Annotated in this window: 24 protein-coding genes; 16 read left to right on the forward strand and 8 right to left on the reverse strand. The window is 39.9% G+C overall.

The features are described 5' to 3' along the window. The coding region (locus C9J38_RS17580; RefSeq protein WP_158259521.1) for a site-specific integrase at positions 1-302 on the reverse strand (302 nt) is incomplete at its 3' end. A gap of 225 nt (positions 303-527) precedes the next feature. On the opposite strand from C9J38_RS17580, the gene C9J38_RS17585 reads away from it, so the two are divergent. Further along, positions 528-938 (forward strand): hypothetical protein, encoded by a 411-nt coding sequence (locus C9J38_RS17585; protein WP_107208223.1) that lies wholly within the window; start codon positions 528-530, stop codon positions 936-938. A gap of 330 nt (positions 939-1,268) precedes the next feature. Here C9J38_RS17585 and C9J38_RS17590 read toward each other — a convergent pair whose 3' ends face one another. Beyond that, positions 1,269-2,039 carry an AraC family transcriptional regulator gene (locus C9J38_RS17590; protein ID WP_107208224.1) on the reverse strand — a complete coding sequence of 257 codons (771 nt, stop codon included), beginning with the start codon at positions 2,037-2,039 and terminating at the stop codon, positions 1,269-1,271. Between the two features lie 98 nt (positions 2,040-2,137). Between C9J38_RS17590 and C9J38_RS17595 the strand changes: the two genes are divergently transcribed. Both C9J38_RS17595 and C9J38_RS22085 read left to right on the forward strand, forming a co-directional pair. Further along, the gene (locus C9J38_RS17595; RefSeq protein WP_107208225.1) at positions 2,138-2,848 is read left to right on the forward strand and encodes a type 1 glutamine amidotransferase; all 711 of its coding nucleotides are present in this window, start codon (positions 2,138-2,140) and stop codon (positions 2,846-2,848) included. A gap of 154 nt (positions 2,849-3,002) precedes the next feature. Continuing rightward, positions 3,003-3,152, forward strand: a complete 150-nt coding sequence (locus tag C9J38_RS22085; RefSeq protein WP_233218523.1) for a LysE family transporter — start codon at positions 3,003-3,005, stop codon at positions 3,150-3,152. 287 nt (positions 3,153-3,439) lie between these two features. Here the strand turns inward: C9J38_RS22085 and mdtD are convergent, their stop codons facing one another. Continuing rightward, positions 3,440-4,819 (reverse strand): multidrug transporter subunit MdtD, encoded by a 1,380-nt coding sequence (gene mdtD / locus C9J38_RS17605; RefSeq protein ID WP_107208226.1) that lies wholly within the window; start codon positions 4,817-4,819, stop codon positions 3,440-3,442. Positions 4,820-5,034: 215 nt separating this feature from the next. Here mdtD and C9J38_RS17610 point away from each other — a divergent pair, with 215 nt between their 5' ends. Then, entirely contained in the window at positions 5,035-5,340 is a 306-nt protein-coding gene (locus tag C9J38_RS17610) for a hypothetical protein (protein ID WP_107208227.1), read from the forward strand. A gap of 93 nt (positions 5,341-5,433) precedes the next feature. Here the strand turns inward: C9J38_RS17610 and C9J38_RS17615 are convergent, their stop codons facing one another. From C9J38_RS17615 to C9J38_RS17630, 3 genes are all read right to left on the reverse strand, one after another. Beyond that, entirely contained in the window at positions 5,434-6,009 is a 576-nt protein-coding gene (locus C9J38_RS17615; RefSeq protein ID WP_107208228.1) for a hypothetical protein, read from the reverse strand. Between the two features lie 131 nt (positions 6,010-6,140). Next, positions 6,141-6,641 carry a hypothetical protein gene (locus C9J38_RS17620; RefSeq protein WP_107208229.1) on the reverse strand — a complete coding sequence of 167 codons (501 nt, stop codon included), beginning with the start codon at positions 6,639-6,641 and terminating at the stop codon, positions 6,141-6,143. Positions 6,642-7,313: 672 nt separating this feature from the next. Beyond that, positions 7,314-8,669 carry a CynX/NimT family MFS transporter gene (locus tag C9J38_RS17630; protein ID WP_107208231.1) on the reverse strand — a complete coding sequence of 452 codons (1,356 nt, stop codon included), beginning with the start codon at positions 8,667-8,669 and terminating at the stop codon, positions 7,314-7,316. A gap of 94 nt (positions 8,670-8,763) precedes the next feature. Between C9J38_RS17630 and C9J38_RS17635 the strand changes: the two genes are divergently transcribed. Both C9J38_RS17635 and C9J38_RS17640 read left to right on the forward strand, forming a co-directional pair. After that, positions 8,764-9,552, forward strand: coding sequence for a helix-turn-helix domain-containing protein (locus C9J38_RS17635; RefSeq protein ID WP_107208232.1), 789 nt, complete (start codon positions 8,764-8,766; stop codon positions 9,550-9,552). 919 nt (positions 9,553-10,471) lie between these two features. Further along, positions 10,472-12,043, forward strand: coding sequence for a BCCT family transporter (locus C9J38_RS17640; RefSeq protein ID WP_107208233.1), 1,572 nt, complete (start codon positions 10,472-10,474; stop codon positions 12,041-12,043). A 136-nt stretch (positions 12,044-12,179) separates the two neighbouring features. On the opposite strand, the gene C9J38_RS17645 is transcribed toward C9J38_RS17640, so the two are convergent. After that, on the reverse strand, positions 12,180-13,640 hold the full coding sequence (locus C9J38_RS17645) for an SDR family oxidoreductase (RefSeq protein WP_107208234.1): 1,461 nt from the start codon (positions 13,638-13,640) through the stop codon (positions 12,180-12,182). A gap of 281 nt (positions 13,641-13,921) precedes the next feature. On the opposite strand from C9J38_RS17645, the gene C9J38_RS17650 reads away from it, so the two are divergent. Further along, positions 13,922-15,289, forward strand: coding sequence for an MATE family efflux transporter (locus C9J38_RS17650; protein WP_107208235.1), 1,368 nt, complete (start codon positions 13,922-13,924; stop codon positions 15,287-15,289). A 71-nt stretch (positions 15,290-15,360) separates the two neighbouring features. Here C9J38_RS17650 and C9J38_RS17655 read toward each other — a convergent pair whose 3' ends face one another. Continuing rightward, positions 15,361-16,494: a cupin domain-containing protein gene (locus C9J38_RS17655; protein ID WP_107208236.1), complete on the reverse strand. Its 1,134-nt coding sequence runs from the start codon at positions 16,492-16,494 to the stop codon at positions 15,361-15,363. A gap of 402 nt (positions 16,495-16,896) precedes the next feature. Here C9J38_RS17655 and C9J38_RS17660 point away from each other — a divergent pair, with 402 nt between their 5' ends. From C9J38_RS17660 to C9J38_RS17700, 9 genes are all read left to right on the forward strand, one after another. Further along, on the forward strand, positions 16,897-17,568 hold the full coding sequence (locus C9J38_RS17660) for an ABC transporter ATP-binding protein (RefSeq protein ID WP_105060132.1): 672 nt from the start codon (positions 16,897-16,899) through the stop codon (positions 17,566-17,568). Continuing rightward, a complete protein-coding gene (locus C9J38_RS17665; RefSeq protein WP_107208237.1) occupies positions 17,549-20,008 on the forward strand; it encodes an ABC transporter permease in 2,460 nt (819 codons plus the stop codon). Before C9J38_RS17660 ends, C9J38_RS17665 begins: the two co-directional genes overlap by 20 nt. Further along, complete coding sequence (locus C9J38_RS17670; RefSeq protein ID WP_107208238.1) at positions 20,008-21,099, forward strand: lipocalin-like domain-containing protein; 1,092 nt, start codon at positions 20,008-20,010, stop codon at positions 21,097-21,099. The genes C9J38_RS17665 and C9J38_RS17670 overlap by 1 nt, the downstream gene beginning before the upstream one ends. Positions 21,100-21,216: 117 nt before the next feature. After that, complete coding sequence (locus tag C9J38_RS17675) at positions 21,217-21,627, forward strand: GFA family protein (protein ID WP_107208239.1); 411 nt, start codon at positions 21,217-21,219, stop codon at positions 21,625-21,627. Between the two features lie 21 nt (positions 21,628-21,648). After that, positions 21,649-21,999, forward strand: coding sequence for a hypothetical protein (locus tag C9J38_RS17680; protein WP_107208240.1), 351 nt, complete (start codon positions 21,649-21,651; stop codon positions 21,997-21,999). A gap of 87 nt (positions 22,000-22,086) precedes the next feature. Then, positions 22,087-23,346 carry a hydroxymethylglutaryl-CoA reductase gene (locus C9J38_RS17685; RefSeq protein WP_107208241.1) on the forward strand — a complete coding sequence of 420 codons (1,260 nt, stop codon included), beginning with the start codon at positions 22,087-22,089 and terminating at the stop codon, positions 23,344-23,346. A 39-nt stretch (positions 23,347-23,385) separates the two neighbouring features. Beyond that, complete coding sequence (locus C9J38_RS17690; RefSeq protein ID WP_107208242.1) at positions 23,386-24,069, forward strand: potassium channel family protein; 684 nt, start codon at positions 23,386-23,388, stop codon at positions 24,067-24,069. A 63-nt stretch (positions 24,070-24,132) separates the two neighbouring features. Then, positions 24,133-25,329, forward strand: coding sequence for a YcjF family protein (locus C9J38_RS17695; protein ID WP_107208243.1), 1,197 nt, complete (start codon positions 24,133-24,135; stop codon positions 25,327-25,329). After that, complete coding sequence (locus tag C9J38_RS17700; protein ID WP_107208244.1) at positions 25,313-26,854, forward strand: GTPase family protein; 1,542 nt, start codon at positions 25,313-25,315, stop codon at positions 26,852-26,854. The genes C9J38_RS17695 and C9J38_RS17700 overlap by 17 nt, the downstream gene beginning before the upstream one ends. Positions 26,855-26,873: the final 19 nt, after the last annotated feature.

Consider the following 26,873-nt stretch of genomic DNA (forward strand, 5'->3'; position numbering starts at 1 on the left):
TGTGGCGGCTTTACAATGTTCAGCCACTCCCAATCACGTTGAAGGACATGCTTAAAGAAAAACTGTAAGCCATTGCGATCAATTTTCACGGTACTCCATGAATGTGTTTTGATCAGTTGTGTAAAATACCGTTTCAGGTCGTCGGTAGTTAACGTGTCTGGTGATTTATCCAGTTGATGGGTAATGCGACGTAGAGCACGACTATAAGCATCAATCGTAGCGGGACGTTTACCTTGCAAGGTGAGATGGGTAAGGTGTTGTTCATAAAGATAATCTGAACGATGTTGCTGTGCTTTATTCATGATAAATACTCCTTTTTTAAAGGTATATTTACCGTAGTCGAGCTTATGGGCTTTTACTCTGCCGCGCAGCGGCTTCGTTCAACAAAGCATTTAAGATGGATTCCCAACGCTCGGCATTTTTGGTTTGCTTCAGTTTCAGTGTTTACGGCACAATAATTTAGGCTTGGTGGTCTGCGTTGCTCACCACTTAATGCGGCGTTATGTGTCTGTCTTCAGGGAGAAGTTTTGAAGTTTATTGAAGAGCTAAAACTGTTGATTTCAGTAGTATATATCTATTATGACACTCGTCTTCTCACAAGGGACTTCAGTGGTTCAATTAATGGAGTTACGGGAGGGCGAGTTACATTTCCGATAATCATTACCACTTGCATTATTTTTTCTATCTTGTTGGAAAAGTTGGGTGTCGTTATTGAGATTCTGATCCCTTCGCTTTTTGTTGTGTCATTTTTAACCGATAGGTATGTGAGTAAATTTGCCTTAAATCAAGAGACATTACTTGCAGCAAAGGTGTGGATAATGGGAATTGAAGAAAGAAAACGAAAAGAAAACCTGTTTACCATTAGTTTGATTTACAACCTTGGAGCTGTATTTCCTGGTTTTATGCTTAAAGCATTGGATGCTTTCGTATTCACATAACAAGAGCATGAATGGGACGTTCAATCGTGGCACATTTTTTAAAGACGGTGATTTGCCAGTTTCAATCAGTTTTGGCTAATAAACGCCCGTTATGCTGACGTTATCCCTACCTTTCCTATTACTTACCAGCCAAAATAGAGGAAAGTGCGTAACTCGCTTTTGTCCAACTTCGAGCTAGCTTTCATAGCTGACTCATTTCTGCCCCTAAATCATTCAGATCTAATACTCTATAATTTTTAGAGACCTGCATTTCCCCTACCAAAAGCTAGGCAAAAGACACATCACAAGTGATGTTACTCTGATTCGTAAAACAACGAATCAGAATACGAGCTAAAGGTTTGCTGTTCGGTACTTTCTTGGTGTCTGATTAAACAATTTCTTAAATGCCTGTACATAAGCGGAATCGGAAGAATATCCCGACTCGATAGCAATTTCTTGAATACTCATTTTCGAGCTTAACAATTGTAAAGATAAAACTAGCCTTATGTTTTGTCGCCATTGTGCAAAAGATTGAGAAAACTCTTTCGAGCATAATCGGGACAATGTGCGCTCAGATGCACCGACTTTTGTCGCCCATTCTTTTAATGTAAACGGCAAATCAGGCTGTTTTTGAAGCTGATCGAAAATAGAGAAAAGACGCTTATCGGTAGGAATAAGCAGTGGTATTTCATAACTTTCTGCAGCTTCGATTTGATCTCTCAACACCATCAGTAAATGCGTAATATTGGACTCAGATTGAGAGTGTGTGTTGCTTTCAAACAGAAGTAGTATCAACTCTTTGATGAAAGAGTTTACCTGACAGGATTTAGGTTCGCTTCCATACCGAAGATTTTTGCCTGGGTTGAGGTAAATCGCCAAAAATTGTGTATCTGTAATCGCAACGGATTTATGAACTGTATTTGCGGGTATATAGAGCATGGCATTATGAGGCACTATCCCGCTTTTATCACCAATGTCTGATTGTAACAATCCCTGGCTTGGGAACAATATTTGGTGCCATGGATGTGAGTGGAAATCATCAATATAGCCAGAGGCCATTTGGGTCGTTCTAGTTATGAATTGTTTATCAGGAAAGTTTCTGATTATCTCATTGGCTTGCATGGTTGGCGACTTATCTACATTAGGTGTCTGTTAGTATAAAATGCGCCACTTAGATTTGGTATAACATTGTCAGCCTATTATTCAGTAAAGGGTTAAAGATGCGTATCCATTTCATTATTCATGAAGATTTTGAGGCTCCTGGAGCTTATGAAGCTTGGGCGAAGAAATACCGTTATACCATTACATACTCGCGAGTATATCTAGGTGAACCTCTCCCCCAAGATATTGAAGACATTGACTTTCTGATTGTTATGGGGGGCCCACAAGATCCTGCAACCACTATCGAACAATGTTCTCACTTCGATACCAAAGGTGAACAGGCAGTCATTACAAAAGCGATTAATGCAGGCAAAGTTGTACTTGGTATTTGCTTGGGATCCCAACTTATTGGTGAAGCGTTAGGTGCTCATTATGAACATAGCCCTGAACGTGAAATAGGTAAGTTCCCTATCACGCTAACCAAAGACGGTATTACCCATCCGCTGTTTGAGCATTTTGGCACCGTTTTGGAAGTAGGCCATTGGCATAACGATATGCCTGGACTGATACCTGATGCTGAAATCATTGCGTATAGTGAAGGTTGTCCTAGACAAATTGTTGCTTATAGCGATTTGGTGTTTGGTTTTCAGTGTCATATGGAATTGACTAAAGAAGTCGTAGCGCTGCTCATCGAAAATACTGATCTCAGTGAGGTAGAAGATTCTCGTTTTGTTGAGAAGCCCGAAGTATTACTGAGTCATAACTATGATGAGATGAACCAAAAGCTACACGAATTTTTGGATAAACTAGCGAAATCGTATCAAGCATAAAGTTAAGCTTCTGGTTGCGTTTGATTTTATCAGCGGCTCATTGAACCGGTTCTCTGGTTTTTTTGATAGATAGTTATTGAGGAAACTCATGGATATTGATTTTCAAACATACATACCAATATTGGCAGTTACTTGAGCGATTACTCTCGGCGCTATGAGTCCGGGTCCCAGCCTTATTTTTGTTGCCAGGCGAGCGATTTCACTTTCAAGGCGGCATGGGATTTTTAGCGCGTTAGGTATGGGGGCGGGAGCTTTAATTCTATCGGTTACTGCTTACTTGGATTACAAACGATTTTTAGCCTGATGCCGGTAAGCTATTTAAAATTGCAGGAGGATGCTACCTTCTGTTTTTGGCATTTTGGCTAGCTCGTTGATTATGATTGTCGTTGTCCACTTATGTATAAAAGTAACGACTTAAACACCTTTCTTTATTGATTATCGCAATTTCCTCCCATGAAGGAGATATCACCAAAGGTGTATTAGCCTCTAATAATGGCAGAAGACATTTATTTGATTTTATTACTCATATATCGATGTGAGCATCAGTATGTTTAGTACAGATGCTCACTTATTTCATCGCTAACATGAATGTTATCTGTGTATTAAGTTATTACCGTCGGATTGTTTTAAGGATAAAAAGGACACTGCAGAAATAACGGTTAGCAGGCCCATAGCGATGAATGTCTGGTGAAAATGAGACATATCATTGCCAGCGTAATAGGTTGAGAAAAAGTGTAAAACACACGCGCAGATAGCAAGACCAAAACTAATTGAAAGTAGTTGGGTTACCGCTAGCATACTGTTGCCTGCACTTGCATGATTATCATCTAAATCAGCTAATGTTATGGTGTTCATTGCGGTAAATTGTGTTGCGCGAACAATGCCTAACGCAAACAGTAATGGTAGGGCTAACCATAGAGATAACTGGCCTGATATAAGGGCAAATGCCGCTGTAATAATACCAATAACTATAGTGACCCAAAATAATGTTTTGCGATAGCCTAGACGTTTAAGGGTTCTTTCGACATATGATTTACCTAATAATGCGCCAAAGGCTAAGGGTACCATCATTAACCCTGCATATAAGGCTGATGCTCCCATCCCAACTTGCAACATAAGTGGTATAAGAAAAGGAATAGCCCCTGTACCTAAACGAGAAAATATATTTCCACCGATACCAACAGAAAAAGTCCTAGTCTTAAAAAGTGATAAAGGAATAAGCACGTTTTGTTTTTTTGATGCGTAATAAATATAAGTAACAAGAAGAGTAAAACCAATTAATAAGGTTATAACTGGAATTAAAGCCGTCTCTGATTTAGTTAAAAGTTCAATGCCGCTTAAAAGAGTAATTAAACTTGAGCTAAATAGAATAAATCCCCAACCATCAAACTTACTCGCAGTTGAAGTAAAGTTAGGCATGTAGCGTTTGGTCATCCATAGCCCAATAATACCGACAGGGATATTAATTAAGAATATCCAATGCCAACTAGCATAAGTGACTAATACGCCACCAAGTACAGGGCCGACAATAGGACCGATTAATCCCGGCATTGTTGCTAGGTTTAACGCGTGAACAAATTCATTACGTGGATAGCTCCGTAATAATGCTAAGCGTGCTACAGGCACCATCATTGCGCCACCAACACCTTGGAGAATGCGAGCCAGTACCAGTTGCGTTAATGTGCCAGATAATCCACACGCCAACGAACCGAGTGTAAATAAGCCTACAGCCCAGCCAAATATAATGCGGGTGCCAAATCTGTCAGCAAGCCAGCCACTGATAGGAATTAAGATCGCAACAGTCAGAGTGTAGCTAATGATGGTTAGCTGCATCGTTAAGGGCGATTCATGTAAGCTTTTGGCCAAGGAGGGGATTGCTGTATTTATTATTGTGGCATCAAGAGTCTGCATAAAAAAAGCAATACCCGCAATCCATGGTAGCCATGTCAGTTGTTTTGATGGTTTCACCATAGTCACCTCATTAATGGTAACGATATTCCGCGCGCAGAGTAGCCAGAAGCATAAAACAGTGGAGAGGAAATAACGAAGGTTATACGTAATGTATTATGACTATATCAGTTGTAACTTAACCTGAAGTGAATCGCGAAACATGCTTATTACGGTATAACATAATCGAAAATATGCAGCTAAACTGGTGTTGGGAATATGAAAAGGAGAATCGGTCAATGAATAGAAAACGGATTTTTGTTATCGCATTTATGGTGCCTATTATTTACGGCATAATTTGGTTTTTATCTCTGTACGTAAGTACGGATCTTAATCATTTGTTTTATGAAAACCATATCGTCTTTTTGTATTTAGCTTTGCCATGGTCGTTCTTTACGATAGAAGTTGGCGCAATGTGTAGTACCTATACCAGCAGTTATATCTGCAATCCACTTACTATTTTATTAATAAGCATTGGTTTTGCTGTAAATGTTGTTGTTAGTGCGATTGTGTTAGGTGGGTTGGGTAAGATGCTTAAAAGATAAGATTCTGATTGTTAATAAGTTAATGGTTTTTAAGAATAAAAAAACGACTGTGGTAAAACAGTCGTTTGCTAGAATTTGAAGACTAAACGAAGTTTATTCTGGTACGTATTCTAATGGGGCTTCTAAGTCTTTAAGTACCATTTTTTGAATATTAATTCCTAACATCATGATGATTAAACACCAATTGAGGAAAGGGAGTTTGCCTGTTTGAATGCTTTCAACAAACTGACTTGGGTTCCAACTAAATAATTCACAAATATTCTGCGCTGTCATTTCTTCAAATAGGCCGCTATCAATTAGCTTGGCAAATTGTTCGTTGGTTGGGCATACAAAAGTATTACGAGCACCAAATGCTGATGGTTTGAATAAGCGTAATACGCGACGAATATCCTCAACTGGGATCACTTTGCCATTAGTTGCAATGCTTTGTTTGCCAATTAATGCCGCTAAGAAACACCAACATGGGTATGGAATAGTCGACACATTGAAAGGTTCTTTTTTGTATTTCGCTGTCCAGCTACTTACATTCTTCTCTTGCAAACCAGTGACTAACGCTAACTTCTTTGCATCATAGCCATGATCTTTCAGTAGGTTAATGATTTCAGCGACTTCTGATACGAAAGGTTTTGTCCAATTTTCGTATGAGGTAAATACATTTTCTCTAATCAAAATGCTATTCCAATATGGGATTCAATAGATTGGCGCTGATCATACGTGTTCACACGACGATGTCCATTAATATCCCATCACCTTGTTAAAATCCTTAATCAATTACCAATTAAATTTGTTATTTCATCTAGTTAGCTGGCTGGCTTGGAACTCAGTTCTTGGATTACCTTCAGATCATCAGCAGCTAAAGTGAATGAGTCACTAAGCTCTATAGTTTTATTGCTTTCTTTCTTGGCGTTAACAAGTGTGGCGGTGTAGTGAATTTTTGCACTATGTGTTGTTTTATTAATATATTCTAGGTCTAACACGATACCTGATGCTCGTGATTTATCGATAATATAATGCCCATCCCAAGTTAAATTGGCATCAATATTGTTATTTTTTTGATTGAAGTTTTGGGTGTTTTGATGTGCAAGTAAGGTTTGAAGGCTGTGCTGATTCAGTGAAATAGTTAAGTAATGTTCGGTATCTTTTGACAAGATAATACTGACAGCTGGGGTGTTGTTTAAGTCGAAGTCAGTGGCAATGCCGACGTGAGTTAATGTACCGTGGATTTGGTGATCGTGTTGCTGATTACATCCAGTGAGTAATACGGTGGCAAGTAAAACACTTGCGATGGTTATTCCTTTCATACTATCTCCTCTGTGACGCACTGTATTGTGCCGTTAGCAAAACTAACTCTTTGAGGATATAGACTTTATTGTATGTTATGTCAGTAAATTGTGTGAATTACACGTTGCTTTCTTATTATTAGGTTAGATGATGAATGAGTAAAAGAGATAATTCCTGTAAGAACACTAGCCATAGTGCGCAAATTTAATGGTATATGACATCTTATTATTCGCCTATTGATGGATGGAATTAAAAACAAAACCCAAGAAAATAGAATAAGGCATAGAAACAAATAAAGCCGATCACAAAACCAATGAGATGGTGTATGAATGAAGGTATCTCCGGTTTATGTTTGCGCGCTTTGTTTTTAGTTACGCGGTAACATGCAAGGGCGATCAAAAAGATGATGGTGACAGCAAGGATATAAAATACGTTTTGTTGTGGCTGTGATTGCGTAGATTCTGCTAGTGCAAGGGGAGAAAAAAGAGCAACACTCGTAAGAAGATAAGATAGTTTCATTGTGGTTTACTCATAAGAAATAAAACTTACGTTAAAACTAACTGCTATTAGCGGCAATCATTGTTATTACAAGCTGTTATTGCATAAGTGTATGTTAAGCAGATAAAAAATATCGGCGTCCTGCCGATATATAAGTAATAAGAGATTGGCGTCCTTGCCAATTTAAGAGAGCTTTATAATTTTGCGTTAAATGCTTTTTTAAGTTCGTTACGCTCTTCAGTCACTAGCGCTAATTCATTTTTTACGCGTTTAAGTTCTTCGTGAATATTTTCATGAACGGGTGCATCAATAACGATATCTTTACCGCTTTGTGAGCGAATGATAACGTGTGAGCGTCCTGCAAACAGTGCTAAGAATCCCCATACCACACAGACGGCAAGTGTCATATATAGTGGTGCTTCCCAGCTATGTGTCGATTCATGTAGCGAGCCAAAAATAATAGGGCCAGTTGCTGCAAGTAAGTAACCCATACATTGTGCCATACCTGATAGTGCGGCTGCTTGGTGGGCATCATGAGTACGAATACCAACAAATGACAGGCCAAGAATAAAACCACCACCACAGCTAAAGCCAAAGCAAATTACCCAGATTAATGCGTGTTCCGGCATCATAAGTAGGCCAAGAATACCGATGAAGGCTAAGACAGCCATCGCAAAGCTCATTGCACGTTTGTCTTTCATTTTTGCCATAAGTGGAATAAGCACGAGTGCTGGTATGGCAGTTGAAAGCTGTAATACACCATGTAAGTAACCCGCTTGGTTCTCTGTGTAGCCGTTATCAATTAGGATACTTGGTAACCAACTGATAAAGATGTACATGATAAAAGAGTTTAAGCCTAAAAAGATGGTAACTTGCCATGCTGCCGCTGAACGCCATAGGTAGCTATGGCTATCAATATCAGCCGTATCAGCTGAAGGGCGAGTGTGACCTGATAATTGTGGCAACCATACAATAATTGAAATAATAGGGAAGATCAGTACGGTTGCTAAAGCAAATGCCCAATGCGGAATTGCCGTAATGCCCATTGAACCTGCTAGGTTCATCATTGGAATAGCCGTACTTGAACTTAACGTTGAGCCAATACCCATGATTAATACATAGACAGCAGTCAACGTAGTAACTTTTGTTGGGAAGTCTCTTTTTAGTAAGCTTGGCAGTAATACGTTACCAATCGCAATACCGATACCGATAATGCATGTACCTAAAAATAGCATTAAGGTTGAGCCACCGGAACGGATAAGCACACCACCACCAACAAGAACCAGAGCTATCATAAGAGATGGCTCTAAGCCGATTTTACGTGCAAGGCCAGATGATACCGGTGAAAATAGGGCAAAGGCCAACAGAGGCAAAGTAGTTAACATACCGGCTTGTGTTGCACTTAAACCTAAATCTTGTGAGATGAACTCTAGAATAGGTCCTAATCCTGTAAGTGGCGCACGTAGGTTACTTGCAATAAGTAAAATACCCAGGATAACCAATGCTGGTCGTGCAACTTTAGGGACTGTTTTTTTATTTTTATGTGACATAGCTCTCTCCTTAAATCTTTAATGACATAATACCTCTCCTAATTTTTTCTGTATTAAGTTATATTGACAGTAGATATCTAAATTCGGACAAATTATGAAGTACAGTATCCATTTCCCTGAGTTTGACTCCGATCTTTATCCACAAAAGGTCGTTGCATTGCGCCTATCTGGGTTAGAGAAGGATGAAGAAATCCCAGTCCATCAACACCGTAAAGGACAACTTGTTCTTCCTTTAAGTGGTTTTGTTCGTTGTAAAATTGCTGACGCTATCTGGATGGTTCCCGCGAATTGCGCAGTTTGGATCCCAAGCCAAGTACCTCATAGTAATAGTGTTTCTCCTGATGCCGATACTTGTATGCTATTCGTTGATCCAGATGTAGTTGGAATGCCATCTAAAGCGTGCACATTATCTATTTCTCCACTTTTACGTGAGCTTATTGTTCGTTTAACAGAATCCGATCTCTCCTATACATCCGAATGTAAAACCGCAAGGTTAGCGGATGTGTTGATTGATGAATTAACGAGCATGCCATCTGAACATTTTGATTTTCCAATTCCGACTGAGAGTCGATTACACAGTATTGCTTTAGAGCTCATTAATAACCCAAGCGATCGCAGTACTGTTGGTGAATGGGCAAGTAAATATGCGATGAGTGAAAGAACCTTGGCGCGTTTAGTGAAGCAGGAATTAGGATTAACCTTTGGTAATTGGCGTGGACAGCTTCATATTGTGATTGCATTGCAAAAACTGTCATCAGGGGAGCCTGTACAGCGAGTATCAGAAGATTTAGGCTACGAATCAGTAAGCGCCTTTATTACTTTCTTTAAAAAAACCCTCGGACGACCGCCTAAGCAATACATTAAAAAACGGATTAATGATTAAATTTTTAGATATGTGCTTATATCGAGATTTAGACTTGATTTTAGCCAAGGTAAAGAGTCCGCTTTTCATTCATATGACAAAACCAGATGGGGGCTATGTCTCGTTGGCTGGCCTTTCACGTAAAATCGATTTCTCTCTCTGAATGGATTTATCAATCAGAGCATTCGCTAATCCTTCACATGTTAGAAGAGCGAAAAGCCTTAACTTTGTGAACGGTGATGGTTTCGGTTGGTATTCCGATCTCGTGTAACAGTACAAATAACACTGCGCCAGCGATATATTAAGCAGCAGTTAGGCTGTGTGACATTGGCTTCTGAACCATTAGAGTAAACGAATGATTAGCTTTTAATACCTAGGCAACAAATTCTGCATATTGATCATATTCACTCACTGACTGTTTATGAGCTAATTATGGATGAATCTGCTGTTACATATTCGAATTTATCCCTTCTTCATTAGACAACATTTTTCATTAGCTGATCTCTTTGCTTCGATTAAGTGATATCGCAGTGCCGACGAGTAAACTCAGTCGAAGAGGTGAGCAGTGAAAGTGATGCTTTTTCTCATTATTGTACCTATTACCACGAATTATAGAGACGTTAACCTGCCAAATAGACGGCTATTGCTGCATGATTATCTACTGTATTTTGTAATACCAGATGGGAAATGGTTAGAGCAATAAAGACTTTCGATGTTTGGTAATTATTATCCTATCAATACAGCCTGTATAATAAATATTCAATTTTTTATCGTTAATCAAAATTTGTAATATAAATATGTAACGTCATGATCTACCAATTAAAAAGCTATGCAATGATAGATTGCATGGTCTTTTTATTGAAAATAAAGGAGTTTTTGACTGGTCTTTATGCTTTTTAGCTGCTAATCTCTCGTCCCTCACAAACAACGTGAGATATTTATGCCAAGTAATGCATGTCAAATAGCTGATAGTAACAACACATCTTTGAACTCAGATTCTTCTCGTTTTGAAGCAAAACTAGTTCCAATTCTAACTATTGGTTTCATTTCCTTATTCATTTTTGCTGCACTGGCTGATATGTCCAGCTTTACAGCATTAATTCAAACTAGCTTTGAATCTGCAGCCAATGCTTTTGGTTATAGCTGGCAGATCTTAATGCTGGTTAACTTTCTTATTGCTTTAGCCATTGCTTTTAGCCCTTTGGGTAAAAAGGTGATGGGAACCGTGAAAAAACCAACAATCGGTACTTTTCGTTGGTTAGCGATGATCATGTGTACTTTATTAGCGGGTGGTGGCGTATTTTGGTCTGCCGCTGAGCCAATTTACCATTTCATTACACCACCGCCGACATTTGAAGGTGTTGTTGGATCTACACAACAAGCTGTCGACCCTGCACTGGGTCAAGCGTTCTTACACTGGGGCTTTTTAGCGTGGGCTGTATTGGGCACGTTGGCAACTATTGTATTAATGTATGCACACCATGAACATGGCGTAAAATTACGTCCGCGTGCTTTGCTTTTTCCTATCTTTGGAAAGAAGTTGGAAGATCATTGGTTCGGTAGTGTAATTGATGCTTGCTCAATTATTGCCGTTGCCGCAGGTACAATTGGCCCTATTGGTTTCCTAGCATCGCAGTTAGGTTATAGTTTAGAGTTGCTAACAGGGCTTGAAAATAACGTTCAATCTCAGTTAATGATCCTTGCCGTCGTTGTGTCTATTTATTCTCTTTCTGCTGCGTCAGGAATGGATAAAGGTCTACAGTGGCTATCACGCTTAAACGTGATTGGTGCGTTTGGACTATTACTAGCAATGCTATTCTTAGGCCCAACGAAATTTATTTTAACTGAGTTTGGTAGCGCGTTTGGTGATTACATTCATCATTTTGGCGAGCTAAGCTTAGCGAATGATAAGCCTTCTTGGAATGTATGGTGGACATGGTTCTTCTGGGGTTGGTTTATCGGTTTTGCACCGATGATGGCAATCTTTATTGCACGTATTTCAGAAGGGCGTAGCATTCGTGGTTTAGTTCTTGCGGTTGCGATTGGTGCGCCTATCGTGACGAATTTCTGGTTCGCTGTATTAGGTGGTACTGGTATTTTCCTTGAGCTACAAACACCGGGTGTAATTTCTGGCCCACTGAATGACGGTGGTTTACCGGCGGTATTATTAGCATCACTGTCTAACTTGCCATTAAGCGGTATTTTATTACCTGCGTTTCTTGTGTTGACGACAACCTTTGTTGTTACCACGGGTGATTCAATGGCATATTCGATTGCGATGGTGGTTTCTGGTGATAATGAACCTGATAGTAAGCATCGTTTGTTCTGGGCGATCACTATGGGTGTGGTTGCTGCGGTATTATTGCTTGCAGGTGACGGTGGCTTAAATGCACTGCAATCGTTCATTGTGATAACGGCTGTCCCGGTTTCTATCTTGATTGCGTTCACATTGATCAGTGGCCCAATCGCTGCATACAGAATGACATGTGCAACAAAACAAGTGGCTGCATAATACGGTATATCACCTATTGATGGTGACATTCCGTAAATGAAAAACGCCCGATATTGCTGTTAGAAATAACATGCACTATCGGGCGTTTTTTATTACGGATTATAAGTTTTGTTAGAAATGACAAGCAAAGCCAAGGTTATACCGTATCAATCTGTCCATCTTTCGCTTTCGCTTTACAACGTTTGACTAACTGTAATGTCATGCCTCTAAAAATGAATAGGTGTGCAGGCATCATAGCGAACCAGTATAAAAGACCTTTAAAACCTTTCGGGTGCCACCATGCTCGAATATCCACTGAGCGGTGATCACCATGATCATTAATGGTAAATTCTAATCGTCCTAAACCTGGCGCTTTCATCCCAAACAGGAGTGATAAGAAATGGTTTTCTTCAAGACTGATCACCTTCCAAGAGTCAATGCGATCGCCCAATTGTAAATGTTGAGGATCACGGCGATAACGTTCTAGAGCATTACCACCAATCATTGAATCCATCCATTCACGAATACGCCATAGACTGTTGGCAAAAAAGTAACCTTCTTTTCCACCAACGAGCTGAACTTGTTGCCATAAATCTTCAGCACTCGCATCGGTTTTTAACGTGTAGCCCGCTTGTTTAGGGTAATAGCCATAATTAGATTTCCAGCGCGATAATGCATCAGGGTCAAATCCCCAAATCTCACTATCAATAATCTCATCATTCATCTCTAATGCTTCTGATACCGCATCATCGTAACTGATTAAGACTTGTGGGATGTATTGCTGTAACTTGCTTCCATCAGCTGGTAAATCATATTGCAAGCCGTTGATCAATGCTCTCGCAATATTGGTCGGTACTGAGGTAATAAAACGTAGCCAATAAGTTGCCATAGCTGGACTTAAGAATTTAAGCGGTATCACGCGAATTTTCTTATTAAGCAGTGTACCTAAACGTACCATTTGATCGCGGTAGGTAAGTTGTTCTGGTCCTGCAACATCAAAAATGAGGTTTTCATTATTAGGCTTTTTAATCAGCTCAGTTAAATAAAATAACAAGTTTCTAAGCGCAATTGGAGAATTGCGAGAACTGACCCACTGTGGTGTTAGCATCACAGGTAGATGACTTACAAAATCGCGCATCACTTCAAAAGCGGCAGAGCCAGGACCGATAATGATACCTGCACGTAATTCGACGATAGTTTTGCCACTATTGCGAAGAATATTACCTGTTTCTTTACGAGCTAGCAGGTGAGTTGAAGCTGCATCTTCAGATTGTAGCGCGCCTAAGTAGATAACCTGCTTAACCTGACTATGTTCTAAATATTGGCTAAAGTGGCGCGCGCAGTCTAATTCAAAATCAATAAAATCATGACCATGGTTCATACCATGTACAAGGAAGAAAACGATATCAACACCGTGAAAGAGATCCGTAAGGTCACTATCATCATTGAGATCAAGGTAAATTAATTCAAGATTATCAAGATCATTCCAGCCACGCTTTCTTAGCAATTGTAAGTTGCGTCCTGTGGCTTTAACGTGATGACCTTGATTTAGCAATTCTGGCACTAAATGGCTACCCACATAGCCTGATGCGCCGACCACTAGAATTGTTTGTTTCATTACCTCATTGCTCCATTTCCTTATGGTGTGACTTAAGAAGAGTTATCGTAGATATAAAGATTTATATTTTTGTTAATTGTAACCAAGTTCAGAATAATAGGTATGGCATCAAGTTATTTTCGCGATTAGCATAACATTTCACGTCAAATTGATTATCTATCAGTATGCTTTATTTTAGATAATTACTCTGCTTTATCACGACAGTTTATCAGTAAATTTTACCAATGGTTACACGATAATAACTATTATATTATCGATTGTTGTTATTAGGGATTATTGCAATGCCGACACTCATTCTTCAACAATTTGATCGAGGCTTCCTTCGTTCGTTATTTTGGATTGCTTTACCTATTGCGTTGCAGTCAATGTTGTTTTCAAGTCGAAGTCTTGTCGATATTTTGATGTTAGGCCAGTTAGGGAATGCCCAAGTAGCCGCTGCTGGTATTGCAGGTAAAGCCTTTTTTGTTGCCATTATTATGTTATTTGGCGTCTCGACAGGCGGTGCGATGTTGACTGCTCAATATTGGGGGGCGAATAATAAGCAAGGAGTACGAGAAGCAACAGCCTTAACCGTGATGATCAGCGGTTGTTTTGCTTCAGTCGCAGCGGCACTGTTTTTATTTGCGCCAGAATGGATCATGGGCCTTGCGACACAATCGCCAAAAGTTATCGCGTTAGGTTCTGATTATTTACGTATTACGGCATTTAACTTACTCGGCGCGGCATTTGGTATTGGTATCGCTGTGGGTTTACGTTCGATGCACCAGCCCGGTGTTAGTACCTTTTTTAGTGCGATTGGTATTAGTGCCAATATGTTCCTTAATTGGGTATTTATTTTTGGTAAATTTGGTTTGCCAGCGATGGGGATCAAAGGTGCTGCATGGGCAACGTTGCTTAGTGGTGGTATTGAACTGATATTACTGGCCTCGTATTTATATGGGCGAAAACATTTATTAGCGTTTAATTTACAAACGGTTGTAGCTGTTTGTAATAAAAAAGATATTCAGCGTTTTCTTAAACTATCATTACCGATTACATTTAATCACCTTGCATGGGCGGGGGGAATTTTTGTTTACCATGCGATTATAGGGCAATTAGGTGTAAATGGGCTTGCTGCAATGTCGGTGATCACGCCGATTGAGTCACTGTCACTTGCAATGCTGATCGGTATTTCAAATGCGTCAGCTGTATTTATCGGCAATTTACTCGGTGCCAATAAAAATGATGAAGCCTATTTAAAGGCGTGGGCATTCTCGTTACTTAACTTAGGTTTTGCTTTATTAACGGTATGTGTGATGTTTTTAATTAAACAGCCGTTATTAAGCTTATTTTCAGGATTAACAGAAGATGTACGCGCGTTAACTGATCATTTCTTTGATATTTTTGCAGTTATTCTGGTGTTAAAAAGTATTCCAATGGTAATGATTGTTGGTGTATTACGAGCTGGTGGTGATATTAAGTTTTGCTTCTATCAAGATATTATTGCGCAATGGATGATCGGTATTCCCGTCACCGCATTCTGTGCATTTGTTTTACATTGGCCGATAGAGTGGGTTTATGCTTTATTAGGTTTAGAAGAGCTAATTAAATGGTTTGCATCATCATTTCGTGTACATTCTCGTCGTTGGATGAATAATTTAGTGGCTTAAATATACGGCCTAAAAGAAGAGGTTGACTCCCGCTTATTTAGGCCATTTTTAGTGTGATAACATGACTTTATTTATTCTGCTAAGTACCAATATCCAAGGTTTATAAGCTGAGTAAGTAGCGTTAATACGGCAGGGTGATGAATGGCATTGCCTAGAGATTCAGCAGTCACGACTTGCTCATTACAAAACTGTTTTGCGGTCTCTGCACATTCATCGGGTAATGCGTATTGTTCACCATTGATGAAGATGATCTCAGGTTGAGCATCATGATAAAACGCACGTAAGCCGCTAATGCGATTAAAGCTATCGCCATTCATTAAGCATTGATAGGTTTCTTCATTACTCCACTCAGGATCAGACGGAACAATATCTAACTCGTGACGATTTTGGCTTAAATGTTCGCCCATCCATTGTTTTAACAAATGCGGGTGATCAAGCAAACTGCGCATCATGGTTTCAAGATCATGGTAATCTTGCTCTGAAATTGCACCATTACAACGACGGGTAGAGAGGGCTGGATTGTGGTAGTGGACATCACCAATATCATTTGAAATCACGAAATCAGCAAAGGTGCTTAATAACTCTTGTTTTTTAGGCGAACGGAAACCGACAGAAAAGCTCATGGATGTTTCCACAGAATAGCCATCATGTGGGAAACCAGGTGGAATATATAAAATATCTCCCGTTTCTAACACTTCATCAATGATTGGTTCAAAACCTTTAATCTGGCGTAATGCCGAATGACGAAACTCTTCCTCATAATCATCGCGTTTCTCACCCACACGCCAATGACGTTTTCCTGAACCTTGAACAATAAATACATCATACTGGTCAATATGAGGACCAACACCGCCACCAGGGGTTGAGTAACTGATCATTAAGTCGTCAAATAACCAGCCTGGAAGTTGACGAAAAGGAGTGACTAATTGTGCTGCACCTTCATGCCAATGATTAGCGGCTTGTACGATGAACGACCAATTCTCTTCTGGCGTATTATCGAAGGTTAATGGCCCATGCAGGACTTCCCATTGGTCATCTTTTTTTGCAATGTAGCGAGAATCAACTTCTTCTTCCATCGCAAGCCCCGCTAATTCGTCAGGGCTGATAGGATCGACAAAGTGCTTAAAGCCACCTTTAATAATGGTTGGCTTTTTTTGCCAATATTGGGTGAGAAATTCTTCTAGGGAGAACGTTAATTGATACATTCGCAAGCTACTGATTATGAAATAGGCGATGAGTATAACGTAATTAAAAAACATCGACGGATATTTATGTTGCTAAGTGTCATAGATATGTAAATACAATCTGGAATTAACGTCTTTATATTCATGATAACAGATGAAATAACAGAAAATATATTGACGTTAGGCATGGTTACAAATTCACAGTATAAGTTATAATTTTTTTATAAAAGTTAAGATTGTTAATAATAAGTTGCTTAAGTTAAGTGATACTATTTATCGCGACTTTGACAATTGAAATAACTTTAATGACAGTGCTATTTGCTGTAAATTTGCCGCGTAAATGCGTGACGTATTTATTTAGTTATTTTAATCAATTGCTCAAATTTTAAGTAGTTGATGTGATTTCAAGTGTTGGTGATATAAATGTTACGACTCGCAGGACTCTGCAAAGGATACCGTGACGGCTCCGAATTTCATTTTGTGCTTCAAGGAACGAATTTAGATCTTGAACCCGGTGATCAAGTTGCGTTAATGGGTGAAAGTGGTTCAGGTAAAAGTACGTTATTAAACCTAATTGCAGGGCTAGATACTCCTGATGAAGGGGAGATTTGGCTGGGCAACACACCCATACATTCTATTTCAGAGCGAGAACGAACGGCCTTTAGGCGTGATAATATTGGCTTGGTTTTCCAGCAATATAATTTATTACCGACATTAACCGTTGCTGATAATATTAAATTTTGCCGTCAGCTTAAGGGATTAGCGTCAGATGATAAGTTATGGCGTCAATTGATCTCTGCATTAGATCTTATGCCGTTGTTAGAGCGTTATCCTGAAGAAATATCAGGAGGGCAGCAACAGCGTGTAGCGATTGCACGTGCTATTTATATGGAGCCTAAGATCCTGTTAGCCGATGAGCCAACGGGTAGCCTTGACGAACGCAATGCTGAAGCCGTTATTCGGTTACTTCTATCTCTCACAAAAAAACTTCACTGCACCCTACTTGTTGTAACACACAGTAAGAAAGTCGCATCACACATGCAAGGCCATGTTCGTCTGCAGGGAGGGCAACTTCATGTTACGCCCCGTAGTTAATGCGTTATGGGGGCATTATCGACGTCACCCGTTTCAAATTGTTCTTGTATGGTTAGGCCTAACGTTAGGTATTGCCTTACTTGTTGGCGTTATGGCCGTAAATCAGCAAGCCAAAGAAAGTTACCGCGAAGGTGAACAACTTTTTTCTAATCCTTTCCCTTATCGCATTCGCCACGTACAAATGGGGATGAAAGTCCCACAGGGTTTTTATATTCAAATGCGCCGAGCTGGATTGAAAACTTGCTCGCCGATGGAAGAATATCGCATCGTGACTGATCAGCAACGTGACTTTCAATTGCTAGGTATTGATCCCGTTACAATGATGTCTGTGTCAGGTTCGAATGGATTAGATGAAGGTAAGGTAGAACTGCTGAAATTGATGCGTCCACCTTATCCGATCATGATAGGTCAACAGCTCGCAAATTATATTGGCTTGTCTGATGGCAGTATGATCACGTTAGATTCTGGAAAAAAAATCGGTCCAGTCGAGATTATTCAAGACAAAAGAATGAATCAACCTCGTATGATTGCTGATATTGCATTGTTGCGAGAATTGAACCCAAGTTCTGGTTTCACTGCTGTTGTTTGCGGGGAGATGAGCCGAAAACAATTAAGTAAGTTAACTCATATTCTTCCTCCAGGATTAACCTTAGAACGGAAACAAAGTGCGAAATTAGAGCCCTTAACTAATGCATTTCACTTAAATTTGTTTGCAATGGGCATGCTATCGTTTGTGGTTGGGTTATTTATTTTCTATCAAGCGATGTCACTATCTTTTGCTCAGCGCCAGCCTTTAGTCGGTGTGTTACGTCAATTAGGCGTCACCAGTGGACAAATCGCGAAAGCGTTAGTTTTTGAATTAATCGCTTGGATTGTTTTAGGCTTGATTGGCGGTAATTTATTGGGCTTGTTATTAGCTCAGCAATTACTGCCGAGTGTCGCTGCATCTCTCAATGATCTTTATAGTGCTAACGTTAGCTTGCAAATTCAGTGGCATTGGATGTGGGGACTGGCAAGTTTAGCCATTGCTTTCTTTGGTTGTGCGTTTGCCTGTACTTGGCCTTTGATCCGGTTAGTGAGATCGCAACCATCACGGCTCGCAGCTCATTTGTCTTTAATTCGCTTTAGCGGTCGAGAATTTGCGTGGCAAGCTTTGTTTTCAGGTATCTTCATGTTGATTGCCTTTGGCATCTATCAACTGCCTCATGGACAACTAGCTGGCTTTGCGCTGATTGCATTTATCTTGATTGCTTCAGGCTTATTCATGCCATATCTGATGTGGAAATTGTTTTTATGGCTCGGCAAGCTTTGTCGCTCGGCACAATTACGATGGTTTTTTAATGATGCCGCGGCAAGTTTGAGCTATCGAGGTGTTGCTGCGATGGCATTTATGCTGGCTTTAGCATCAAATATTGGTATGGAAACCATGGTAGGTAGCTTTAGAAACACCACTGAAAGTTGGCTAGAGCAACGGTTAGCCGCTGATATTTATATACGTCCATCAATGAATATGGCACCACGTATCTCTAAGTGGTTACAAGACCAGCCAGAAGTTGCGCAAGTTTGGTGGAGCTGGCAAAAAGAAACGCCGTCTGACGCTGGTACTATTCAAGTCATGAGTATTGGTGATACTTCTGGCGAGAAAAAAGCGTTAGTCGTTAAAAAAACAGCTTATGACTATTGGAAGACACTGCATAAAAGCCGCTCGGTTATGGTGAGTGAGTCTATAGCACTTAAAAATCATTGGGATGTCGGAGATATCATTAATTTGCCCGCACCGATGAATAAAGGTTGGAAAATTGTCGGTATTTATTATGACTATGGTAACCCTTATGGTCAGGTATTAATTTCACAGTCTAAGTGGCAGCGTTTCTGGCCCCATTCTGGGCAAGTTGGATTAGCTATTCACCTTAATAAGAACGCAAACCCAGATAAATTACTTGCCGATCTTGGTGCTCGTTTCCGTTTACAACCTGAACGTATTCGTAATAATGCAGCCTTGATGAAAGAGGCGATGGGGGTTTTTGATCGCACGTTTGTTGTGACCTCAACACTGGGACATTTAACCTTGTTCATTGCGATATGTGGTTTATTTTTTGCCACAATAGCAGGGGAAGTATCACGTCAACGTCAGTTTGCGTTGCTACGTTGCATGGGAATGACAGGACGAGAATTGGCGTTACTTGGTGGTGGGCAGTTGCTGTTTATTGGCGTGATGACGTCGTTGATAGCATTGCCGCTAGGCTTGTTTCTTGCCCAGCTATTAATTGATGTGGTGCTTAAATATTCCTTTGGTTGGACAATGCCAGTGCAATATTTCCCTGTGGATTATTTGACGACATTGGGTACTGCCTTATTAGCCTTGTTGGTGGCTGGAGCCTGGCCTGTTTGGCGTTTGGTTCGTCGCTCTGCAATCTTGTCTTTAAGGGAGTCATTCTAATGAAGATGTCATTAATATGGCTCTGTCGCGTTGTAGTTACCCTAACGTTAGCGTTGCTTTTAAATGCTTGCGATAACCAAAAACCACCGAGCAAATCTGTGGAATCACTAACTCAATCAACCGACTATGTTTTTGAGCCTGTAGTGAAAGGTAACAAGCTGCAATTTCCTAAAGATTATGGTTCACATCCTGAATATCGTGCTGAATGGTGGTATTTCACCACTAACCTTGAATCTGAAAGTGGCAAGCAAATAGCGTTGCAATGGACATTATTCCGAATGGCGACGGGGGATGAAGAAACCAAAGGTTGGAAAACGCCACAAATGTATATGGCGCATGCGGTGATCACAACTGATAAGAAAACATGGCGAGCAGAGCGTTTTGCCCGCGGTGGAATAGGGCAAGCAGGGGTGGTATTAAACCCATTTCGAGCATGGTTAGATAATTGGACATGGCGCTCAAAAGATAATTCACCGTTTCCCGGTAGGCTTGAATTTGCTGATGATAATATGAAAGCAATTTTAGATATCACACAAGCGGGATCGATAGTTTTACAGGGTGATAATGGCTATAGCCGGAAACACCCACTGCTAGATATTGCCTCTTATTATTACAGTGCGCCCTTTTTGAATGTAAAAGGGATGCTAGAGCTTGATGGCGAAACCTATCGCGTAAAAGGCCAAGGTTGGTTTGATCGTGAATGGAGTAGCAGTATGCTTAGCTTGCAGCAGCAGGGATGGGATTGGTTCTCTATTCACCTTGATGATGGCAGTGCATTGATGGTTTCTCAACTACGTGAACACGGTGAAAAGCCTTACTTTTTTGGTTCTCGTTCTTGGAGAAATGGTAAAGTGGTTAAGCTTGATAACCACCAGATCCGCATGAAACCGATTAAATATTTTTCCGTTAAAGGAAAGCAGTTCCCGTTAATATGGGAAATCGAGATACCATCACAATCCATAAAGATTAAAACTACCGTTGTTCGTCGAGAACAGTGGTTACCTTTTATTTTCCCTTATTGGGAAGGACCTATTCGGGTCAGTGGTAGTCATAAAGGAAAAGGCTTTATGGAGCTTACCGGATACGAATAATATTGATAAAAGCCGACTCGTTCGGCTTTTTTCTTATCTGATATTTGTGAACAAGATCTAAGTTTAAATTCAAGGCACTGTTACTGTGATATTTTACTTGAAAGTGAGAGATTATTTGTGGAAATAAAAGCGCAATGCCAGTGTGGTCAGGTTTCTTATGTATTAAAAAATAAGCCATTAAAAGTCTTTGCTTGTCATTGCAAAGAGTGCCAAAAACTATCAACTAGCCCATTTAGTATTACAGCGGTGATTGCTGCAGAAGATATTACATTTAGTGGTGAATTAAAAATGTGGAGTCGTGAAGCCGATAGTGGCAACACCAATACGGCGGTATTTTGCCCTGAATGTGGTAATCGTATTTATCATTTTAACCCTGATGATCGCTCTACAGTTAAGCTTAAACTTAAGCCTGTTGCTTGCGTTGACGATGTTATGTTCAAGCCACAAATGCATGTTTGGGTAAGTGAAAAAGTGAGCTGGTATCAATTACCTGAAAATGTACCGTGTTATCCAAAGCAACCTCACTAAGCCCATTTAAAAGAGGTTTTAATGAATTTTACTTCTATTGATGATGGTGAAATCTTGCTGTTAGCAACACCTATAATGGATAACTTAATGGATGCGTCAACACGGCAAGATCATTCAGCACACGTTCGCGATTTTACTCCGCGATTAAAGGCTATTGTGACGAAAGATTACCTTAAACAAGTGTGTGAACAGTACCAATCGGAAAAAGGCTTTTTTACTGAACGCTTTCCTGTTGCTGTGTTTAAAAGACCTGATTCTGTTGTTATTGTGTGGAAGCAATTTTTCAGCAAAGCAGAAGGTGAGTTTATGGCTGAAATGGTATTAGTTTGCCAAGAGGACCGTATTCTTTGCGACCATGTTATGGTGCTTTAGTCTCTCAATTTAAATCTTATCTGGCATGAGCAGTGAATGGTGCGTTTAGCGATATAATACGCATTCATTTAGTAATGTGTTGTATTCATGCCAAAATTTAACTTACATCGTCCGGATTATGTGACCTCCATGTTAGGTCAGCTTTCTTCTTCGCAATTACATCAACGCCTTGATCCCATAGTAAAACAATTAACAAAAAAGTTACCGCGTAACCCATATATCAGTGATCGTATCATCGCCAAACGCTGGGAAGTGTTGAATAACATTAACTCTCAAACTATTTTGTATGATACCGAAACTCAGCAACAACAGCATTGCTACGAAAAGAACATAGAAAACTTTATTGGCTCAGTAAAGTTGCCGTTAGGTATTGCAGGGCCTTTAAAAGTGAATGGTCTATTTGCTAGTGGTGAGTACTTTGTGCCATTAGCAACAACAGAAGCGGCATTAGTTGCATCTTATCATCGTGGGGCTCTTCTGATCAGTGAAGCAGGAGGAGCAAGTGCTATATTGTTAAATGAAGGCGTAACACGAGCACCAGGTTTTGCGTTTGAATCACTTGTACAGGCGAGCAAATTTATTACTTGGGTCACAACACAATACGATACTTTTAAAACGATTGCAGAATCAACCACGCGCTACGGTAAGTTATCAGACATTAATTTGAGCATGGAAGGTAATCATGTTTACTTGGTATTTGAATATCTAACCGGTGACGCATCTGGTCAAAACATGGTGACGATTTCAACTAATGCCGTTTTTGAATATATTCTTGCTAATACACCGATTAAACCTGTTGAAGCCTTTCTAGACTGTAATTTATCTGGTGATAAAAAAGCAACGGCACAAACGTTGCGTTCGGTTCGTGGGAAGAAAGTGACTGCTGAAGTACATTTAAGCCGTGAGCTAGTGAAGAAATATCTTCATACGACCCCTGAAAAAATGGTCGACTTTGGCAAAATGACCACAGTAGGCGGTGCGTTAAGCGGTACTATCGGTGTTAATGCACATTATGCGAATGCGCTTGCTGCATTTTATATTGCATGTGGGCAAGATGCGGCATGTGTTGCGGAATCTTCTGTTGGTATAACGCGAATGGAACTAAATCAACATGATGTTCTTTGCGTATCGGTGACATTACCCAATTTAATGGTAGGGACTGTAGGTGGAGGAACACATCTCCCTAGCCAAAAAGCGTGTTTAGAACTATTAGGTTTATATGGAAGTGGCCACTCTCAAGCATTAGCAGAAGTGTGTGCCGTTTTATGTTTAGCCGGTGAACTTTCAATTATTGGAGCTTTTTGTTCAGGCCATTTTGCCAAAGCGCATCATCGGTTAGCACGATAAGCTTAATTAGATGGTATATTACATGGAGTATAGAATACTGTGTTACAAAAAAAGATAGAACAAATTAACTCGCAGAATAATTTCTTTTTTCTGACGATAGCTTTAATAAGCTTATTAATTAGTGCGTCACTAGAAAAAGTGATCCCGCATGGCATAGTTCAGTATGCGTTAGAGGCCTTTACTGTCATTACGTTTATTGTCTGCTTATTAAGCTTACGTTTTGATAGGTCATGGTTTCGTTTTTTAACATCTTTGGTCGGAATCTGGATTATGGCGATGATTGCTAGAATCCTATTAGGTATTGAAGAAATTGAAATTATTATGCTATCGCTGATGTTTGTATTCTTTTTTGGCACGTTTAAATCTATTATGCGTCAGATCCTGTTCACAGGCTCAATAAATACCAATAAGATCATTGGCTCTATGGCATTATTTTTATTGCTTGGATTAATGTGGGCGATTGCGTATTTGATTCTTGTTCGTGTTTTCCCCGATTCAATTCATGGTATCAATTCAGGGCCATGGCATGAAAATTTCTCTGATGCGGCGTATTTTAGTTTTGTTACCTTAACGACATTAGGTTATGGCGATATTTTACCGGTCTCTTCGATTGCGAAAGTTTTCGCATATTTAGAAGCTATTGTCGGCGTGTTTTATATGGCAATTGTAGTATCGAGTTTAGTTAGTTCTAGTGGCAGTAAGCATTTAGGTCGTGATGAGTAGTTAACTATCGTTTGATAAAAGCGATAGTCGTTGTTTTTGAACGTTATTGAGTATTTATAAACAATGAATCGTTTTTTCAAGAAAGTTTATGATTATATTAACCCAACGGTTAATCCAGAGCTTGAGCCCGCATTCGATGAATGGCAAAAGCATATTCCAACATTATGGCTTTTGGGTAAAACAGGTGCGGGTAAATCGACGGTTATTCAAACCATTACAGGAAGTAGTGCGGTTGAGATCGGTAACGGTTTTCAACCGTGCACACGTACTGCAGAAGTTTACCAATACCCAACAGATAGCCCATTAGTTCGTTTTCTAGATACCCGAGGTTTGGCAGAAGCTAATTATGATCCTGCTGAGGACATAGCGATGTGTAGCGGTAAAAGCCACGCATTGATCGTTATCATGAAAGCTGAAGAACCAGAACAATCATCCGTTCTTGAGGCGTTAAAAACCATTAAGCGTTCAGGCAAAATTAAACATTTATTGGTTGTTCACACGGCAATAAATAGCCTGAATGATAGCCAAGAACGCGAGCGAGCCATTTTTTATAATCATCAGCGGGTTATGGACGCATGGGGTATTAAAGAGTCCGTATGGCAAGCGAAAAATACGGATGAACAATTAAATACTTATCAGCCAATTGGGGTTGATTTGATCCCTGATGAGCAACAGTACATCGGCTTAGATACCTTAAACTTAGTGCTTTCTGAAACGCTGCCTATGTTGAGCCTTCTCTCAAATAAACAGGCTCACAGTAATAGAGAAGAGCAAAACTTCGAGCGATTACGTAAAGAAGTCTTATGGTATGCAGGTGCTGCAGGCGCGAGTGATGCGATTCCAGCCATTGGCTTATTTACAGTTCCAGCTATTCAAGGAAAAATGTTACACAGCCTTGCCAATCAATATGGTGTGACGTGGAATAAGAAAGACTATGCAGAATTTATTAGTATGCTTGGTTCTGGTTTCTTATTGCATTATATCTCCAAGTTAAGCGTTAATCAGTTAGTAAAATTTATTCCCGCTTATGGGCAAACTGTCGGTAGTGCGACGGCTGCCGCAATGAGCTTTTCATCCTCTTATGCGATTGGGCGTGCCGCCGCTATGTACCTCTACCACCGGAGTAAAGGTGAAACCGTATCGAAAGAGTTATTAAAGACAACGTATCAACAAGCGTTTAAATCAGTTAAAAAAGTGGCTGACCAGCAAGTTAATCAAAATAATCTTGATAGTAAGGATAGCCATGAAGCGCGTAAATAAGAGTTATCAACTTATTAGTCAGTTATCAGATGGTTTTATTCCGCTGGTGGCTGTTGCTATTTTATTGCCAGTTGTCGTGTTATCAGGCTTTGGTATTGTCGCATTAATCAATAATGGTCAATGGATACTGTTTTTCGCTTTAATTGCAATTTCGTGTTTGATTGTTTTTGTCCCTTATTGGTTTATTCGCCGAAAAAGAGTAGTGAGTGATGCTGTCAGTGATGATTTAGCCCCATTGCATGTGGAAGGTAATCCTCAATGGGGAGCGCATGAAAATCAGGTGTGGCAAGAAGTGACATTGATCATTCAGCAACAACTGAGTGATGCACCTGAGTGGGAGTCATTACAAGCGCATGCATATGTCTTAGTTGCAGAAGTCGCGGATCGTTTTAATAAAGGTAAATCAGCCCAACGCCTATCTTTTACTGCTCCTGAGTTTTTACTTATGGTGGAAGAAGTAAGTCGGCGTTATCGTTATTTTTTACAAGAGCATGTGCCATTTGCTGAGAAAATAACATTAAAGAGCCTTCAGCAAGGCTATCAGTTAAAGGATAAAGTGGGCTATGCGAAATCTGCCTATGATGTCTATCGATTATTTCGTATTGCAACACCAACAGGATGGTTAGCAGAAGCGCGCGGATTAGTGTTAGGTAAGCTATTTGATGATGTCAGCTTAGAAGTGCAAACCAAACTAAAAATGACCTTGCTACAAGAAGTTGCCTCAGTCGCCATCGATCTTTATAGCGGTCATTTCAAACTTGATGATGCTTCCGTTCCGCACAGTAAAATGCATGACAAAGATCAACAGGCTGGAGCGGTTCCTATTGAACCACTACGTGTTGCAGTAATAGGGCAAATTAGTGCGGGTAAATCATCTGTGGTTAATGGTTTACTAGGGGAGATGTCGGCAGAAATTAGTGCGTTACCTTCAACAGATAAAGCAACAACCTATCGTTGCGAAGTCGAAGGAACCGATGTGATTAATTTAATTGATCTACCTGGTATTGACGGTACTGAAAGTATTAATCAAATGCTGTTAAAACAAGTTACGCAAAGTGATGTGGTGTTGTGGGTACTTAAAGCGAATCAATCATCGCGCCAAGCTGATATTACGTTAAAACAGATGATTGAAGAGTTTTATACACAACCGAAAAATCAGCATCGTAAAGCACCAAAGATCGTTGTTCTTGTTAATCAGGTGGATAAGCTGAAGCCTGTTGATGAATGGTTACCCCCTTATGATTTGAATGATATCCAAACCAAGAAAGGGGAAATCATTTTAGATGCCGTTAATTACAACCAAAACTTGATGAAAAGCGACACTATCATTCCATTATCTGTTAGTAGTGAAAGATTGACTTATAACTTAGATGTACTTCAAGAGACGATTCAAGAGGTGTATCAAGAAGGTATCAATACCCAGTTAAATCGTCGTCGTATTGATGGCGATCGTATTGATTATACCGAGCAAGCTCAACGATTGTATCGATTAGGCAAACTGGTTTTTGATGCTGCAGTAAAATAAAAATATGTAAATGAACAAA

The sequence above is a fragment of the Photobacterium sp. GB-210 genome, assembly GCF_003026075.1.
In the GTDB taxonomy this organism is placed as follows: domain Bacteria; phylum Pseudomonadota; class Gammaproteobacteria; order Enterobacterales; family Vibrionaceae; genus Photobacterium.

Coding starts and splice junctions, on each gene's coding strand:
- C9J38_RS17665 (WP_107208237.1), top strand. CDS start 17,549: ATGTTACGCCCCGTAGTTAATGCGTTATGGGGGCATTATCGACGTCAC.
- C9J38_RS17635 (WP_107208232.1), top strand. CDS start 8,764: ATGAAGTACAGTATCCATTTCCCTGAGTTTGACTCCGATCTTTATCCA.
- C9J38_RS17700 (WP_107208244.1), top strand. CDS start 25,313: ATGAAGCGCGTAAATAAGAGTTATCAACTTATTAGTCAGTTATCAGAT.
- C9J38_RS22085 (WP_233218523.1), top strand. CDS start 3,003: ATGAGTCCGGGTCCCAGCCTTATTTTTGTTGCCAGGCGAGCGATTTCA.
- C9J38_RS17685 (WP_107208241.1), top strand. CDS start 22,087: ATGCCAAAATTTAACTTACATCGTCCGGATTATGTGACCTCCATGTTA.
- C9J38_RS17695 (WP_107208243.1), top strand. CDS start 24,133: ATGAATCGTTTTTTCAAGAAAGTTTATGATTATATTAACCCAACGGTT.
- C9J38_RS17620 (WP_107208229.1), bottom strand. CDS start 6,641: ATGAAAGGAATAACCATCGCAAGTGTTTTACTTGCCACCGTATTACTC.
- C9J38_RS17610 (WP_107208227.1), top strand. CDS start 5,035: ATGAATAGAAAACGGATTTTTGTTATCGCATTTATGGTGCCTATTATT.
- C9J38_RS17655 (WP_107208236.1), bottom strand. CDS start 16,494: ATGTATCAATTAACGTTCTCCCTAGAAGAATTTCTCACCCAATATTGG.
- C9J38_RS17630 (WP_107208231.1), bottom strand. CDS start 8,669: ATGTCACATAAAAATAAAAAAACAGTCCCTAAAGTTGCACGACCAGCA.
- C9J38_RS17640 (WP_107208233.1), top strand. CDS start 10,472: ATGCCAAGTAATGCATGTCAAATAGCTGATAGTAACAACACATCTTTG.
- C9J38_RS17670 (WP_107208238.1), top strand. CDS start 20,008: ATGAAGATGTCATTAATATGGCTCTGTCGCGTTGTAGTTACCCTAACG.
- C9J38_RS17650 (WP_107208235.1), top strand. CDS start 13,922: ATGCCGACACTCATTCTTCAACAATTTGATCGAGGCTTCCTTCGTTCG.
- C9J38_RS17595 (WP_107208225.1), top strand. CDS start 2,138: ATGCGTATCCATTTCATTATTCATGAAGATTTTGAGGCTCCTGGAGCT.
- mdtD (WP_107208226.1), bottom strand. CDS start 4,819: ATGGTGAAACCATCAAAACAACTGACATGGCTACCATGGATTGCGGGT.
- C9J38_RS17680 (WP_107208240.1), top strand. CDS start 21,649: ATGAATTTTACTTCTATTGATGATGGTGAAATCTTGCTGTTAGCAACA.
- C9J38_RS17660 (WP_105060132.1), top strand. CDS start 16,897: ATGTTACGACTCGCAGGACTCTGCAAAGGATACCGTGACGGCTCCGAA.
- C9J38_RS17645 (WP_107208234.1), bottom strand. CDS start 13,640: ATGAAACAAACAATTCTAGTGGTCGGCGCATCAGGCTATGTGGGTAGC.
- C9J38_RS17590 (WP_107208224.1), bottom strand. CDS start 2,039: ATGCAAGCCAATGAGATAATCAGAAACTTTCCTGATAAACAATTCATA.